This is a genomic window from Aliarcobacter butzleri, assembly GCF_900187115.1.
Lineage (GTDB): Bacteria > Campylobacterota > Campylobacteria > Campylobacterales > Arcobacteraceae > Aliarcobacter > Aliarcobacter butzleri.
Map to the genome: position 1 here is coordinate 1,434,093 of NZ_LT906455.1, position 16,744 is coordinate 1,450,836.

Annotated in this window: 14 protein-coding genes; 5 read left to right on the plus strand and 9 right to left on the minus strand. The window is 28.4% G+C overall.

Translation table 11 applies throughout. The features are described from left to right. Window positions 1-29: 29 nt before the first annotated feature. From CKV87_RS07160 to CKV87_RS07190, 7 genes are all read right to left on the minus strand, one after another. On the minus strand, window positions 30-716 hold the full coding sequence (locus CKV87_RS07160) for a cytochrome b/b6 domain-containing protein (RefSeq protein WP_014468936.1): 687 nt from the start codon (window positions 714-716) through the stop codon (window positions 30-32). A gap of 19 nt (window positions 717-735) precedes the next feature. After that, the gene (locus CKV87_RS07165; protein ID WP_012013089.1) at window positions 736-2,478 is read right to left on the minus strand and encodes a nickel-dependent hydrogenase large subunit; all 1,743 of its coding nucleotides are present in this window, start codon (window positions 2,476-2,478) and stop codon (window positions 736-738) included. Further along, window positions 2,478-3,713 carry a hydrogenase small subunit gene (locus tag CKV87_RS07170; RefSeq protein WP_012013090.1) on the minus strand — a complete coding sequence of 412 codons (1,236 nt, stop codon included), beginning with the start codon at window positions 3,711-3,713 and terminating at the stop codon, window positions 2,478-2,480. The genes CKV87_RS07165 and CKV87_RS07170 overlap by 1 nt, the downstream gene beginning before the upstream one ends. A 233-nt stretch (window positions 3,714-3,946) precedes the next feature. After that, window positions 3,947-5,296: a nickel-dependent hydrogenase large subunit gene (locus CKV87_RS07175; protein WP_012013091.1), complete on the minus strand. Its 1,350-nt coding sequence runs from the start codon at window positions 5,294-5,296 to the stop codon at window positions 3,947-3,949. A gap of 2 nt (window positions 5,297-5,298) precedes the next feature. Further along, complete coding sequence (locus tag CKV87_RS07180) at window positions 5,299-6,192, minus strand: NADH-quinone oxidoreductase subunit B family protein (protein WP_012013092.1); 894 nt, start codon at window positions 6,190-6,192, stop codon at window positions 5,299-5,301. Next, window positions 6,182-6,775 carry a TetR/AcrR family transcriptional regulator gene (locus tag CKV87_RS07185; RefSeq protein ID WP_080504838.1) on the minus strand — a complete coding sequence of 198 codons (594 nt, stop codon included), beginning with the start codon at window positions 6,773-6,775 and terminating at the stop codon, window positions 6,182-6,184. Before CKV87_RS07185 ends, CKV87_RS07180 begins: the two co-directional genes overlap by 11 nt. 108 nt (window positions 6,776-6,883) lie before the next feature. Next, window positions 6,884-9,460: a bifunctional aconitate hydratase 2/2-methylisocitrate dehydratase gene (locus tag CKV87_RS07190; RefSeq protein ID WP_004509670.1), complete on the minus strand. Its 2,577-nt coding sequence runs from the start codon at window positions 9,458-9,460 to the stop codon at window positions 6,884-6,886. Window positions 9,461-9,718: 258 nt separating this feature from the next. On the opposite strand from CKV87_RS07190, the gene CKV87_RS07195 reads away from it, so the two are divergent. Next, entirely contained in the window at window positions 9,719-10,159 is a 441-nt protein-coding gene (locus tag CKV87_RS07195; protein WP_012013094.1) for a thioesterase domain-containing protein, read from the plus strand. Here the strand turns inward: CKV87_RS07195 and CKV87_RS07200 are convergent. Continuing rightward, window positions 10,149-11,144 carry a GGDEF domain-containing protein gene (locus tag CKV87_RS07200; RefSeq protein ID WP_012013095.1) on the minus strand — a complete coding sequence of 332 codons (996 nt, stop codon included), beginning with the start codon at window positions 11,142-11,144 and terminating at the stop codon, window positions 10,149-10,151. The two genes, CKV87_RS07195 and CKV87_RS07200, sit on opposite strands and share 11 nt — an antisense overlap. 218 nt (window positions 11,145-11,362) lie before the next feature. Further along, window positions 11,363-12,073, minus strand: coding sequence for a YebC/PmpR family DNA-binding transcriptional regulator (locus CKV87_RS07205; protein WP_014468944.1), 711 nt, complete (start codon window positions 12,071-12,073; stop codon window positions 11,363-11,365). Window positions 12,074-12,208: 135 nt separating this feature from the next. Between CKV87_RS07205 and CKV87_RS07210 the strand changes: the two genes are divergently transcribed. The 4 genes from CKV87_RS07210 to CKV87_RS07225 are packed head-to-tail and all read left to right on the plus strand — an operon-like array spanning window position 12,209 to window position 16,595. Beyond that, a complete protein-coding gene (locus CKV87_RS07210; protein ID WP_012013097.1) occupies window positions 12,209-12,952 on the plus strand; it encodes an MlaA family lipoprotein in 744 nt (247 codons plus the stop codon). Between the two features lie 3 nt (window positions 12,953-12,955). After that, window positions 12,956-13,546 (plus strand): Tgt2/MlaC family protein, encoded by a 591-nt coding sequence (locus CKV87_RS07215; RefSeq protein WP_004509675.1) that lies wholly within the window; start codon window positions 12,956-12,958, stop codon window positions 13,544-13,546. After that, a complete protein-coding gene (locus CKV87_RS07220) occupies window positions 13,546-16,032 on the plus strand; it encodes an efflux RND transporter permease subunit (protein ID WP_012013098.1) in 2,487 nt (828 codons plus the stop codon). The genes CKV87_RS07215 and CKV87_RS07220 overlap by 1 nt, the downstream gene beginning before the upstream one ends. Further along, window positions 16,032-16,595, plus strand: coding sequence for an LOG family protein (locus CKV87_RS07225; RefSeq protein ID WP_012013099.1), 564 nt, complete (start codon window positions 16,032-16,034; stop codon window positions 16,593-16,595). Before CKV87_RS07220 ends, CKV87_RS07225 begins: the two co-directional genes overlap by 1 nt. Window positions 16,596-16,744: the final 149 nt, after the last annotated feature.

Here is a 16,744-nt window from a genome sequence, read left to right on the forward strand (position 1 = left end):
TTAAAATTAGGCAAAAGCCTAATTTTAAACTATTTTTCTTCTTTTTTATCTTCTTCTTTTACGTATTTGTAACCACCAAATACGATTGCGATATCACTTTCTTGCCAGAAAATTGTTCTCCAAATTTGATAATAGATATGACACATTACCCAAACTAAGATTAAATACATAGATGTATGATGAGCAATTCTAACTCCCATATTTCCACCAAATAAAACATTTGTCCAATCAGTAGCAAAGTGTAACATCCAAGGCCACCAAGATCCAATAGAACTATTTCCTGATGCTAATCCATGAACATATAATTGAAGCCCTGTAAACAACATAAATACCAATAATAAGTGAAAAACTGTAAAAAACATAATGTTATAACTATCACTATGTTCTGAACTAAATTTTTTTCTTCTATTAAATGTCATTAAGTTAAAGAAAACTTCACAAAATTCAATAAAGTTCTTTTTTGTAGGAAGTACCTTTTTATATGGTTTATCAAATTTTGAAAATAGATATAAATAACCAATTAAAATTGCTGTAACATCAAAAATAATTGCAGCAATAAAATGCCCCCATCGATTCCATGCCATCACATATTTGTCCACTGCTGGGTCAGCGATAAAGCTTTGATAATATGGATGACCTATATATAAACCAGTTATGACTGCAACAACCATACAAATCGCATTCCCCCAGTGAATCGTTCGCATGATTGGAGTCATTCTCTCAACCTTTTTCATTTTAGGCACGGCTTGTTCCTCCAATTGGATCTACTTTATAAACACCTAACTCTTTTCCATTTGTATCAATAATATGTACCGCACAAGCAATACAAGGGTCAAAACTATGAATAGTTCTTAAAATTTCTAGTGGCTGATCTGGATTTGCTACTTTTGTGCCTATTAAAGATGACTCATAAGCACCAAGTCTTCCTTTATAATCTCTTGGAGCAGCATTCCAAGTTGAAGGAACAACAGCTTGATAATTAGCTACTTTTCCATCTTTTATTTTTACCCAATGTCCTAAACCTCCTCTTGGAGCTTCAGCCATACCAAATCCTTGAGCATCTTTTGAAACTGTATCAAAATTAAATTCTGTCCAAGTTGATAAATCCCCATGAGCAACATTTGAAGCTAACTCATCAACCCATTCCATCATAACATCAGCCATAAGTTCAGTTTCAATTGCCCTTGCAGCTGTTCTTCCAACTGTTGAGAATAAAACTTGAACTGGTAAGTTTCCATTTTTTAAGAATGTTGTTACATATTTAGAGATTCTTTCATCTTTAGAAGCAACACCAACTATCATCCTTGCAAGTGGTCCAACTTCCATTCTTTCATCATCATAAAGTGGTGATTTAATCCAAGAGTATTTCTTATCTGTATCTAAATATGCAATATTATTCTCTTTTTTTCCAAACCCTGTATAATTTGGTTTTGTAACACCATCAAATGGGTGAAGATTTGTATTTCCTTCATACCAAGCATGAGTTACATCTTCAGTTATTTTTGTTTGGTCAATTTCAAAAACTTTTGATAAATCTTTGTTTTTTACAATTCCTGAAGGGAAAAGTTTAGCTGATTCATAAAATGGAGTATCATCAAGTCTAAAATCACCATAAGACATATAGTTTCCTATACCTCCTCCAATTCCTTCTAAAGCTTCACCAGCATACATTGTTCCTGCCATATAAACATCACTTAAATATGCTTCTTTTGTAAACTTTCTTCCTTTTTTAAGGATTTGTTTAAATTCAGCAATTCTTGCAGGATTTTTAATATCTTGAACACATGTAACTCCACCAACAACAAAAGATTGTGGATGTGGATTTTTACCACCAAAAATAGCCATCATTTTTGCTAAATCTCTTTGTAATTCAAGTGCATCTAAATAGTGAGAAAGTCCTATTAAATTTTGTTCAGGAGTAAGTTTAAAACCTTTACTTCCCCAATAAGCATTTCCAAATACTCCAAGTCTTCCTTGTTTTACATATTTTGTAACTCTTTCTTGAACAGCTGCATAAACATCTTCACTTGCATTCCAAGCTCTTTGACCAGAAACACTTGCCCATTTTTGAGCTTCAGCTACTGTTTTTTTAGGGTCTGCTTTTAAGGCTTCAGTGATATCAACCCAATCAAGTGCATGTAAATGATAGAAGTGAACGATATGATCATGTAAATATAAAGCACCTTGAATAAGATTTCTTACTAATCTTGCATTTTTAGGAATTGTAATTTTAAACGCATGTTCAACTGCTTCGATACTTCTTTGATAGTGAGTCCCTGTACAAACTCCACAAATTCTCATTGCAAGTAAACCACAGTCTCTTGGATCTCTTCCTTTTAATATCTCTTCGATTCCTCTAAACATAGTAGAAGAAGAATAAGCATCAGTTACAACATTGTTTTCATCTATGATTGCTTCAATTCTAAGATGTCCCTCAATTCTTGTAATTGGATCTATTACTAAATGTTTTTTTGCCATTATTTTTCTTCTCCCTCATTTGATTTTTTACCAGCAATAACACTTGCCACAGCATGAACACCAATACCAACAGCTGTTGCTGTTAATAATCCTAGACCAAACTCATCAACAGTTTTTTCAACTCCACCAGTTGGTGCTTTGATTTTTGCATTTGCCATTGGTCTTTCATAAGCATATTTATCCCAGAAATCTGGTTCAGAACATCCAATACATCCTCTTCCAACACCAACTGGCCAGTTTGTACCTTCGTTATATCTAATAATTGAACAGTTATTAAATGTCATTGGTCCTTTACAACCAACTTTATATAAACACCAGTTGTTTTTAGCACCTTCATCTCCCCACTCTTCTACAAACTCTCCAGCATCAAAGTGAGCTCTTCTTTCACAGTTATCATGAATTCTATATCCAAATGCAAATTTAGGTCTTAATAAAGAATCAAGTTCAGGAACTTGACCAGTTAAAACATAATGAAGTACAACTCCAACCATATTTGCTGGGTTTGCAGGACAGGCAGGAATATTAATAACAGGTTTTCCTTTTACTAAATCCATAACTCCAACTGCACCAGTTGGATTTGGAGCAGCTGCTGGAACTCCTCCGAAAGTAGCACATGTTCCAACTGCAACAACAGCTGCTGCATCTTTTGACATTCTCATTAAATGTTCGTGGAAAGTTTCTCCCATTGCACCAATTGTTCCATATTGACCATTCATTTTCATAGGAATTGCACCTTCAACAAAAAGTAAATATTTACCTTTAAAGTGTTCAACTGCTTCTTCAAGTTGTTTATCAGCATCATGTCCTGCTGCTGCTTGAAGTGTTTCGTGGAACTCTAAACTTAAAACATCAAATAATAAATCATCAACTGTTGGAGCACTACTTCTTAAAAGTGCTTCAGAGTTTCCAGCACAGTCTTGTAACTCAATCCAGATAACAGGAACTCTATTCATAAGTTCAGTCGCTTCTGCAACAAGTGGAGCAAACATAGGAGGAAGCATAAGTGTAGCAGTTGTTGCACTAACCCACTTCATAAAATCTCTTCTATTTACACCTTCACTCTCAATGATATCCATCATATCGATATCTTTAAGTGGTTCTTGCTCTCTTAAAGCTTTTAACCTTTGTTTTGCTTTTTCAAATAAAGAGTTGTAATAAACTTCTCCTTTATTTGTTTCAACTCTGCCTGATTTTTGGGTAAAAACTTTTTTTACCATATCTATTGAGTCATTCATTCTTTTATTCCTTAAATAAATATTCATTCACTAATTGTAAATTATCAACTAGAAACTTAAGTTTTACTTAACTTTTTTTGCTAAAAAATAGCAGAAAAATAGCATTAATTTTTTTATAAGCTTAGATAGATGATTTTTTAGGATTAGTAATATTGTTTTGTTCTATTTTTATATAAGAGTTCAGTTGATTAAGTTTTTTTTAACTTTGTTACAAATATACACTTTTTTATATTTTAGTGAGTGGTACAAACAGAACAGACATCAAAACTTCTAAGAATAATTTTTGCAATATCTATTGATGATGTTCCAATAATTGCTTTTTGAGCAATACCTTGTTCTTTTTTATTAGAAGGACCTAAATTCCAAACAGTTGGAGTAATTACATCATAAAGTTTGATTTTTCCTTTTTCAATATCTATTTTATGATACAAAGAACCTCTTGTAGCCTCAACAGCACTCACTGCTTCAACTTTATCTATTTTATTTAAAGAAATTTTAGGTTTTATAAAAGAAGCCTCTTTTGTATTAACTTTTGATATAAGATTTTTTGTATCTTCTAATAAAAAAGCTAATTCATCAAGTCTTGCTAAAACTCTAGTAAATGCGCTATCATCAAAATTTTTATGAATATCTTTTATAAATTTTCTATTACTTATAATTGCTCTAGCAAGCGGTCCTGTTTCAAAAAAAGCATCATCATAAGTAACGTTTTTACTCCAAGTGTGTTTTTGAGTATTATCTCCACTTAAAGTAAAAGTAGAATCACTATTTTCTAAAATTTTTGATAAATCAATTTTATTTATAACTTTTGATGAAAATCTTCCTTTTTTAAATAAATTCGTTTCAGATAAAGATATAAATCTATTATAAGACTTCCCATAATTTTGTAACTCATATTTAAATGCAAGATCTTTAAAAAGTTTCAAATCTCCACCAATTTTTTCAAAATTATCAACACTTGTAAAAGAAAGATAATTATCCAAAGAAGTATTAACAATACTATCTTCAAAAAAATTTATTGCTATTTGAAGATAGTTTTGCATATTTATTAAATCCATTTTTGTTGGATCACTCATTACTCCACCAGGAATCATATATGAACTATGAGGCCATTGCCCTGCAATAATTGCTAAAGCTTTTATTGTTTCACTTGCAACTTTACAAGCTTCAAGCCATTTTTTACCTTTTAGTGGTTCATAAATATTTAAATCATTTGAATTTAGTTTTATAATATCAGGTAAAATAAACATATAAAACCATTTTATATGAGAATCAATCATCTCAATATTTAAACCTATTTGTCTTAAAAGTTTTGCTTTAGGAGTTATTTCTAATTTTTCATCTATATTTTCATAAGCTTTTTCTAAAACTTCAACAGCAGCATTTAAATGAGCTTGTCCACAAATACCACAAATCCTAGGTGTGTAAACTAAAGCATCTAAAGGTGATTTATCTTCTAAAATATATTCAAATCCTCTAAAATTTAAAAAATCAATTCTTGAATCTATAATTATTCCATTTTTCCAAGAGCAATTTAGTTTTGCTTCACCTTCAATTCTTTCAACTAAGTTTACTGTTTTCATCTTTATTCCATTAACTTTTTATGAAGTCTATCTATTTTAAAAGTTTTTGCAACTCCACTAATACTTAGATATGCTCTTTTTGAAATACCAACAGGTATATCTTGCGGAATTCCTATGTTTTTTTTAGTTTCTAACATATCTGTTCTTGGAAAATCATTTTCAGTACACCCTACACAAGGAACACCTGCTCTTGTTTTAGAACTAACTTCATTCCATAAAATTTTATTACAAGAACTGTGAGTCATAGGAGCACGACACCCTTGATTATAGAACAAACAGCCCTCTTTTTGTCCAAATTCACCTTCAACTTTCCATTCAAAATACTCATTTCTTGTACAGCCATGATGAGCCAAAGTGCTATATAATTCTTTTGGTCTTCCAAATTCATCTAAAGATATTTTTTTATACACCTTTAAAGAATTAAGTGTTTGAAATATCCATTCAGGGTGAACAGGACAACCTGAAAGATTTATAATTTGATGTCTTAAATTTGGTAATTCTTTAATATCAAGAGCTTCTTCAACACTACAAATATCACTATTTTGAGTAAATTTTTTATGAATACCTCCAAAAGAAGCACAAGAACCAACTGAAATAATATATTTTGCTTTAAAAGAAAGCTTTTCTAAAATATTTTTAGTTGAAGTATCTGATATTGAGAAAATAAAATCATTAGAAGAAATAGAACCTTCAATTAGTAAAAAATCTATCTCTTTATCTTCATTTAAAATATCTTCTAAAGATTTGTCGATTGTAAGACTTGGATGATAAATAAAATTAAAATTATTTAAAAAAAGTTCAAATTTAGTTGTATTTGAACTTAATAAAGAGTGAGTATTGCCATTACAAGTAATGGCTTGAAACCAAACAATAGTTGGATTTTTTTCACTCTTCATATTTTAGTGCTCGATAGATATTATCAGCAACAGCATCTGAATAACTTAATATATCTTTATCAAGTACATTTTCTCCACTTAAAAAAGCAAAGCCACCCAAACATCCCATAATCATAGCAAAAGCAGGAAAAAATTCTTGCTCTCTAAACTCTTTTTTTTGAGCTCCATCATCAAGTAATATCATAACTTCCGTTACAAATTCTCCAACACATAAAAAACCTTCACAACCTTGTTTAAAAACTTCTCTATTTGATAAATAAACTCTTAAAAAATACTCAATTACCTCTGGAGATTTCTGAACATTTTCTAAATACTTTTTTACAAAAATATAAATCTTTTCTTTTGAAGATATATCTAAATTATTAATCTTTCTTAATTCATCAGCTAGAATATTTGTTGAATATTTTATTGCAAATTTTGCAAGTTCTTCCTTTGAAGCAAAATAATTGTACATATTTCCTACGCTCATTTGCATAGCTTTTGCAATATCAGGAATAGTTGTATTATAAAAACCTTTTTGAGAAAAAAGCTTTAACGCATTTTCTATTATTGTATTTTTTTTATTTTCTTTAGAACTAGAAATGTTTTTTCCTTAATAAAAATTTGTCTAGCTTATATGTTACATTAGATTAGATTAAAAGTGAATAATAATATGAAGAAAAAAGCTTAGGAAAATTCCTAAGCTTTAAAATTATCTTGAAGATACTAAAGTAGTTAAATAATCTGAAGAAACTTGGTGGAAGTTTAAGTATTTATAAACACCATCTTTGTTTGATTCATTTATTTTTTTAGAAACGATTTCCATATATTCAGCAACAGATGGTAATCTTCCTAAAAGTGCAGCAACAGCAGCAACTTCAGCAGAACCTAAATAAACTTTAGAATCTTTTCCTAATCTGTTATCAAAGTTTCTTGTACTTGTAGAGAATACGATAGAACCTTGTCCAACTTGAGCTTGGTTACCCATACATAATGAACAACCTGGAATTTCTATTCTAGCACCAGCAGCTGCAAATGTAGCATAGTATCCCTCTTCAGTTAATTGAGCTTCATCCATTTTAGTTGGAGGTGCAACCCATAGTTTTGCTTTAGCAACACCCTCACCTTTTAATACTTCTCCTAAAGCTCTAAATAATCCAATATTTGTCATACAAGAACCAACAAATACTTCTTCAATTTTTTTAGGTCTGTTATCATCAGCTAAAATTTCAGATAAAGTAGCAACATCATCTGGATCGTTTGGACAAGCTAAGATTGGCTCTTTAATTTCATCTAAGTTAATTTCAATTGTAGCTAAATATTCAGCATCAGCGTCTGGCTCTAATAATTGAGGGTTTTTAATCCACTCTTTCATTTTATCAGCTCTTCTTTGTAAAGTTTTAGCGTCTTCGTAACCTTCTTCAATCATTTTTTCAATTAAAGCAATGTTTGAAGATAAATATTCAATAATTGGTTCTTTATTTAATTGAACAGAACAAGCCGCAGCTGATCTTTCAGCAGATGCATCAGATAATTCGAATGCTTGCTCAACTTTTAAGTCTGGTAAACCTTGAATTTCAATGATTGTTCCAGCAAAAATATTCTTTTTATTTTTCTTAGGAACTGTTAATAATCCTTGTTTAATTGCATAATATGGAATTGCATTTACTAAATCTCTTAAAGTAATACCTGGTTGCATTTTTCCAGAGAATTTAACTAATACAGATTCTGGCATAGTTAAAGGCATCATACCTGTAACACCTGCGAATGCTATAAGACCTGAACCAGCTGGGAATGAGATACCAATTGGGAATCTTGTATGAGAATCTCCACCAGTTCCTACTGTATCTGGTAAACATAATCTATTTAACCATGAGTGAATAACACCATCACCTGGCTTAAGTGTAACTCCACCTCTTGAGTTGATGAAATCTGGTAAAGTGTGTCTTAATTTAATGTCTGCTGGTTTTGGATAAGCAGCTGTATGACAGAATGATTGCATAACCATATCAGCACCAAAAGATAATGCTGCAAGTTCTTTAATCTCATCTCTTGTCATTGGTCCAGTTGTATCTTGTGATCCAACAGTAGTTGCAATTGGTTCAACATACATACCAGGTTTAACACCTTCAACACCACAAGCTTTTCCAACCATTTTTTGTGCTTGAGTATAACCTTTACCGTTGTTAGCTGGTTGTTCAGGAGCAATAAATGCAGTTGAAGCACCTAATCCTAATGCTGCTCTAGCTTTTGCAGTTAAACCTTTTCCAATAATTAAAGGAATTCTTCCACCTGCTCTCATTTCATCTGTTAATGTATTTGGAGCTAATTTAAATTCAGAAACAACTTTTCCATCTTTTTCAATAACACCAGCATATGGTTTTAATGTAATAACATCACCAGTATCAATAGAATCAACATTTGCTTGAATTGGTAAACATCCTGAATCTTCTGCAGTATTAAAGAAAATTGGAGCAATAATAGAACCAATTACAACACCACCTGTTCTTTTATTTGGAACACCTGGAATATCTCTTCCCATATGCCATTGAACTGAGTTAATACCTGATTTTCTTGATGAACCTGTTCCAACAACATCACCAACGTATGCTAAAGGATGTCCTTTTGCTTTTAATTCAGCCATTTTTTCTAATGGTTTTTCCATTCTTGATTGTAACATTGCAGTTGCATGTAATGGAATATCTGCTCTTGTAAACGCAACAGTTGCAGGAGATAAATCATCTGTATTTGTTTCACCAGGAATTTTATATACAGTTAATGTAATTGCTTCTTCAAGTGCAGGTTTATTTGTAAACCACTCAGCATTTGCCCAAGATTCGATAACTTCTTTAGCTTTTGCGTTACCTTTGTCCATTAACTCTTTAACATCATTAAATGAGTTATAAACTAAAATTGTATTTTTTAATTGCTCTGCAGCGGCATCAGCAACATCAGCAATTTTTAAAGCTTCAACTAATGGTGGTACGTTATATCCTCCCATCATTGTTCCTAAAATTTGAATAGCTTCAACTTTTGAAATAACAGAACAAGAAACTTTACCTTGAACAATATCATTTAAAAATGCAGCTTTTACATAAGCAGCATCATCAACACCTGGATTAATTTTATTTTTAAATAAATCTAAAGCATACTCAGCATCTACAACTTTATCTGCTTTTAATAACTCTACTAATTCTGCAGTTTGAGCAGCTGTTAAAGGTAAAGCTGGTAATCCACCTTCATTTAATCTTTCTTGTGAATGTGCTTTATAGTTTTCCAATAAACTCATTTAATATCTCCTCTTTAATATATTTTTTAGAAAGTTGGATTTATTATATCACAAAGAAAAGAATAATTATGTACAATTTTTGTAAAGAATTGTACAAGTTTTTATTAGTGTAAATAAAAGTTACAACCCTATATAAGCTTTTTGCTGATTTTAAATTTCAAAATTAATGAGTTCAAAAATTGTACATAATTTTTAATTTTTACTTAACTACATTTTTGTACATTTAAAATCTTAAAATCTATAAAAAAAGAGAAAATAATGATAAAAATATTAGAAAATAAACTACACAATGAGATTCCTTTAACAAAATTTATGGATTTAAAAATCACAAAATATGATGAAAAAGAGTTAATCACAATAGCACCTTTAAATAAAAATATAAATGATAAAGGTACAGCTTTTGGAGGAAGTTTAGCAACATTGACTATTATTTCAGGATGGAGCATTTGTTGCTTAATTTCAAAAGAGTTAGAGATTAATAGTGAAAATATCGTAGTTATAAAAAATGAACACTCATATAGAAAACCAGTAACAAAAGAGCTAATTTGCCATACAAAAAGACCAACAAAAGATGAAATTGAAAATTTAAAAAATAAATTGCTTTTGAAAAAAAGTGCTTCGATAAAAATAAGTTCACAAATTATAGAAGATGGTGAAGTTTGTGTAGATTTTACAGGATATTATGTAATTAAAATATAATATCCTTTACTGTTACCCTATTTTTATCATCTTTTTTTGATTTATATAAAAGTTTATCAACTTCATGGTAAATTATTGAAGGATTTGTATTTATATCTAGTTTTAAAATATTTCCTAAACCAATCGATACAGTTAAATATTTGTAGTTTGATTTTGGTGAAGCTTCAATTTTTAAATCTTCTATCTTTTTTCTAACTCTTTCCATTATTATAGAAGCATCTTTAAAATCATTTACATCAAATAAAACTGCAAACTCTTCTCCACCTATTCTAAAAGCATAATCTGTTGAACGTAAAAAACTATTTTTTAAAGTTTTTCCGATTTCTTCAAGAACTAAATCGCCTTTTTGATGTCCATAATAATCGTTATAATCTTTAAAAAAATCCACATCTATTATTGCAAAAGAGAATTGATGTTTAAATCGTATTAATTGATTTACTTTTTTTTCTAAAATATCTTGAAAATAACGTCTATTATATAAAGATGTTAAAGAATCTGTAATTGATAAATCATTTAATAGTTTATTCTTTTCATCTAAGTCTAAAAGTGCTTTTTTATAATCACTTACGTCTAACATCAAACCAACAAGTCCAATAATTTCACCATCAATAACAAAAGATGATTTATAAAAATGATAATCTCTTGTAACTCCATCAGAACACTTTACTTTTCCCTCATAAAACTGCTCTTTTGCAGTTAAAAAAAGACTTTTATCTTTTTCATAATAAACATCTGCATTCTCTTTTGGTATAACATGCCCTAAATCATAAAGCGTTTTTCCTAAAATTTCCTCTTTTGGAATACCTAAAATTAGTCTAGAAAAAGTATCATTACAATGTTCATAAACTCCATTTTTGTTTTTATAAAACATTGGACTAGGCATTATGTCAAACATCTTTTTTAGAAAAAAGTTGTTAAATTTCACTTCCTTTTCGAGAGAATTCACTTTTAATGTTAATTCTTCACAACTTAACATTTCATCCATATTCTTCCTTCAAAAAATCTTGTATAGTATGATTTTTCTATATTTTAATCTTTATGTACTATATAACATACCAAATTAAATTATATTTAATATTATTATTTTAAATTATTTATTTGAGAATAAGTTTAGGATTAGTGATAAAAAAATATAAAATGAGAAATTTAAAAAAGAATAAATCAATAAGATATAGATTTTACTATATCTTATGAAATTAGAAATTATGCTATATTTGTATAAACAGCTTGAACATCATCATCATCCTCAAGCTTTTCGATTAATTTTCCAATATCTTCTTGTTGAGCTTCAGTAAACTCTTGAGGATTATTTGGAATTCTTTTTAACTCAGCTTTTGTTAAAGCGATACCAAGTTCTTCAAACTTACTATTCATATTTCCAAAATCTGTATAATTTGCATAAGCTAAACATAAACCATCTTCTTCTTCAAGTTCTTCAAGTCCAGCATCTATTAATTCCATTTCTAAATCTTCAAGTTCATAATTACTTGGTTTATTAAATTCAAAAATAGCTTTTCTATCAAAGAAAAATTCTAAAGAACCAGTTGGAACAACTTGTCCATTTGTTTTGTTAAAATACATTTTTATGTTTGCAACTGTTCTTGTATTGTTATCTGTTGCAGTTTCAACAAATATCAAAACTCCGTGAGGTCCTTTTCCTTCAAAATTTACTTCACTAAAATTTGCAGAATCTTTTCCTGTTGCTCTTTTTATAGCCGCATCAATATTTGCTTTTGGCATATTTTCAGCTTTTGCATTTAATATAGCAGTTCTTAAAGCTGAATTCATTTCTGGATCAGGAACACCAGTTTTTGCAGCTACTTCAATAGCACGCGCCAATTTTGGGAAAACTCTTGACATATTTCCCCATCTTTTCATCTTAGCTGCTTTTCTATATTCAAAGGCTCTACCCATTAAATCACTCCAAACTATTTTTAAAATTTTTGGCAATTATACCAATTTTGTAATAATATATTTATAAAAAACCTTTTTAAAGTTTCTCTGTACAATATTTGAATATAATATAGCTTTATTTTTAAGGATTCTAATTTGAAAAAGATTATTTTTATACTACTATTTACACTTGTTAGTTTTGCAAATGAGGCTAATACAAATGATATTTCAGATGAATTTGATTCAGAGTTTGCTTCAAAAACAAAAGAAGTTTTTGATCCGCTTAGTGGATACAACAGAGTTATGACATCATTTAATGATAAATTTTATATATATGTTTTAACACCAACTGCAAAAGGTTATGCTTATGTAGTTCCAGAAACTGCAAGAATAGGAATAGATAACTTTTTTACAAACTTATTCTTTCCAATTAGATTTACAAATAATTTATTACAATTAAAATTTCAAAATGCAAGTGAAGAGTTAGGACGATTTTTGATGAATACTATCTGGGGACTTGGAGGATTTATGGATCCTGCAACAAATGAACTTGATATGAAAATTCATAAAGAAGATTTTGGGCAAACTTTAGGATTTTACGGAGTTGGTGAAGGTTTTCATATAGTTTTACCATTTTTAGGACCATCAAATTTAAGAGATTTAACTGGATTAGTTGCTGGAGAAATTATCTCACCTACTAGTACAATGGGAGAACATACATTTAAATATAAAATTCCAAATAATGCTTTAGAAGAGTTTGGTCTTGTATCTTTATATAAAGTTAATGAGTTCTCATTTAATCCAAATCAATATGAAATCATAAAAAAAGATGCTCTAGATTTATATCCATTTTTAAGAGATATTTATACTCAATCTAGACAAAAACAAATAGAGGAATAAAAGATGATTAAATATAATTTTTCAAAAATTTTATTATTAATTACATTAATATTATCAAATGCTTTTGCTTTAAAAGAAGATGAAATACAAAGTGAAATGACAAAAAAGATTGATAATGTTTTAGAAATTTTACAGCAAAAAGATAAATCAAATACACAAAAAGGTGATGATATCATAAAAATTGTTGATGATGTTTTTGATTATGAATTAATGGCAAAAATAGCTTTAGGAAAAGAGGCTTGGGCTTCAATAACGCCTGAAAAACAAAAAGAATTTTCAAAAGTTTTTGAAGATAAATTAAAAAAATCATATATTGAAAAACTTGAACTTTACAATGACCAAAAAGTAAAAATCATCGGTCTAAAACCTTATAATAACACAAGATTACAACTTGAAACTGAACTTTTAGGAAAAGATGGAACTTATCAAATAAATTACAACTTTTATAATAAATCAAAAGATTCTAATGAATGGTTAATTTACGATGTTGATTTAGTTGGAGTAAGTATTATTCAAACTTATAGACAACAATTCGCTGGTATTTTAAAAGAAAAAACATTTGATGAGATGTTTGAACAATTTAAGAACCAATAATGTTTAAAAAACTCTACGATACTTTTATATTTAAGTATCCTCTCCTTGTTTTACTTCTTTCAACTTTATTTGTCTCTATTTTAGGCTATTATGCAACTAAAGTAGAGATTGATGCAAGTGCAGAAACTTTACTTTTAGATGATGATAAAGATTTAATGTTTTTTAGAGAAGTAAATAAAAGATATGAAAATTCAAACTTCTTAATTGTAACTTTTTCACCAAATAAAGATTTACTTTCAGAAGAAAGTTTAGACACTATAAAAGAGATTTCAAAAGAGTTTGAAAATGTTTCAAACATCAAAAAAGTCGATTCAATATTGACTGTTCCACTTTTACAATCTCCTATTCGCCCAATATCAGATTTAGTTTCTGGAATAGACTCTTTAGAAACAAAAGAGTTTGATAAATCTTTAGTTAAAAATGAATTTTTAACTTCACCAATTTATTCAAATGCTTTGGTAAGTAGTGATTTTAAAACAACAGCTTTAATTTTAGATTTAAAAGATGATAAACGATATTTTGAACTTTTAGAAAAAAGAAATGCTCTTTTAGCAAAAGAAAAAAATAACACTATTTCTAATCTTGAAAAGCAAGAGTTAGAAAATACTATTTTAGAGTTTAAAGCTTATAGAGATTTAACAAGACATAATGATAGTAAAAATATCCAAGAAATTAGAGATATTATAAAAAAATATGAAAGCCAGGGAAAAATATTTCTTGGTGGTGTAAATATGATAGCATCAGATGCCGTAAGTTTTGTAAAAAAAGATTTGCTAATTTATGGTTTAAGCTTGATTATTATCTTTATTTTTATTTTATGGTTCATTTTTAGAAGAATTAGATGGGTAATTATTCCTTTATTAATCTGTTTTATTTCTATTATTTCAACAGGAGGAGTTTTAGGAATTTTTAATTGGGAAGTTACAGTTATATCCTCAAACTTTGTCGCACTTCAACTAATTATTACAATGTCAATTGTAATTCACTTAATAGAAAGATATAGAGAATTATATTTTAGATATAAAAATGCAAACCAATACAAACTTGTAATGAATACAGTTTTATCAAAATTAATGCCTTGTTTCTTGGCTATTATTACAACAGTTGTTGGATTTGGTTCGTTAGTTTTATCAAAAATTGAACCAGTTATAAACTTAGGTTTAATGATGAGTATAGGTATTGTAATTTCATTAATACTTTCATTTATTGTTTTTCCTATTATTTTATTGCTGATTGGGAAAAAAGATGAATTTGATAATAAATCTAATAGAAAAATTTCATTTATAAATAGATGCTCATATATAGTTGAAAATCATGGAAAAGCTATTATTGTTATAAGTATTTTAGCTACTATTTTTTCAGTAATTGGTGCTTCAAAACTTTTTGTTGAAAATAGTTTTATAAATTATTTTAAACAATCAACAGAGATTTATAAAGGTATGATTGTAATAGATGAAAATCTAGGAGGAACAACTCCTCTTGATATTATCATAAAATTTAAAGATGATGAAAAAACAGATGTAAATAGTCAAACTCAACAAAGTGAAATCGATGATTTTGAAAATGAATTTGCACAAAAAGATGAAGATAAACAATATTGGTTTTCTCAAGATAAAATGCAAACAATTATGGCTGTTCATGACTATTTAGAAACTATTCCAGAAATTGGAAAAGTTCAATCACTTGCAACTTTATTAAAAGTAGGACAACTTCTAAATAATGGAAAAGATTTAGATGGTATAACTTTAGCTTTATTTTATACTCAGTTACCAGATGATTATAAAAAGCTAATTTTATCTCCATTTATAAATATTGAAGCAAATGAAGCTAGAATAACAATGAGGATAGTGGATTCAAATCCAAAATTAAGAAGAAATGAACTTTTAACTAAAATTGAAACAGATTTAAGAGAGATTATAAAAAACAAAGAAACAACTTATAAATTATCAAACTTAATGGTTTTATATAATAATATGCTTCAATCGCTATTTAATTCACAAATAGCAACAGCAGGAACATCTATTTTAGTATTATCAATAATGTTTTTTTTAATATTTAGATTATCAAAAATTGTTTTTATAGCAATAGTTTCAAATTTAATTCCTATTTCTTTAGTTTTTGGAATTATGGGATGGCTTGGAATCCCACTTGATATTATGACTATTACAATTGCAGCTATTGCTTTAGGAATTGCTGTTGATGATACAATTCACTTTATTCATAGATTTGAAGTAGAATATAAATTTGACCATAACTACATGAATGCAATAAAAAGAGCGCACGAAGGTATAGGTCATGCGATGTATTATACAACTATCATAATAGTTATTGGTTTTTCTATTTTGATGCTGTCAAATTTAGTTCCAACTATCTATTTTGGACTATTAACAGGTGTTGTTATGATTAGTGTTTTAGCAGCAGATTTATTACTATTGCCAAAAATGATTTTAATGTTAAAACCATATAATAAAAAGGAGAGATTATAATGAATATAGCAATTTATTGTGGTTCAGCATTTGGAAATGATGAGATTTATGAAAATGCCACTAAAAAATTAGCGCAGAAATTAGCACAAAAAGATATTAATATCGTATATGGAGGTTCAAAACAAGGACTTATGGGAATAATGTCAAATGAATCTTTAAAGCTAAAAAATACTGTAACAGGTGTTATCACTTATGATTTATCTTCAAAAGAATTAGAAAATGAAAATATATCAAAAATATACAAAGTTGATACAGTAAACCAAAGAAAAGAAAAGATGGCTGAACTATCAGATGCATTTATTGCTATGCCAGGAGGTTATGGAACTTTTGATGAAATATTTGATGTTATTACATCTGCACAAATAGGTTATCATAAAAAACCATGTGCTTTTTATAATATAAATGGCTATTATGACAAATTAATTGAATTTTTAAGAAATTGTGTAAAAGAAGGTTTTATTAAAGAAAGTTTTGTTGAAATGCTGATAGTTTCGGATGATGTAGATGAATTAATAGAAAAAATATTAAGCTATAAAGCACCTAAAAATAAGTGGGAGATATAAAAAATATTTATATTTACTCTTTATTAATTATTTATTTAATAAGGATTAACTGATGTTTTTTATAATTTCTTTATGAGTTAATAGACTTAATTAACTTTCTCCTAACTATATACAAGTCGAAAGGGAAGCTTTTTAAAGCTTCCCTTTTT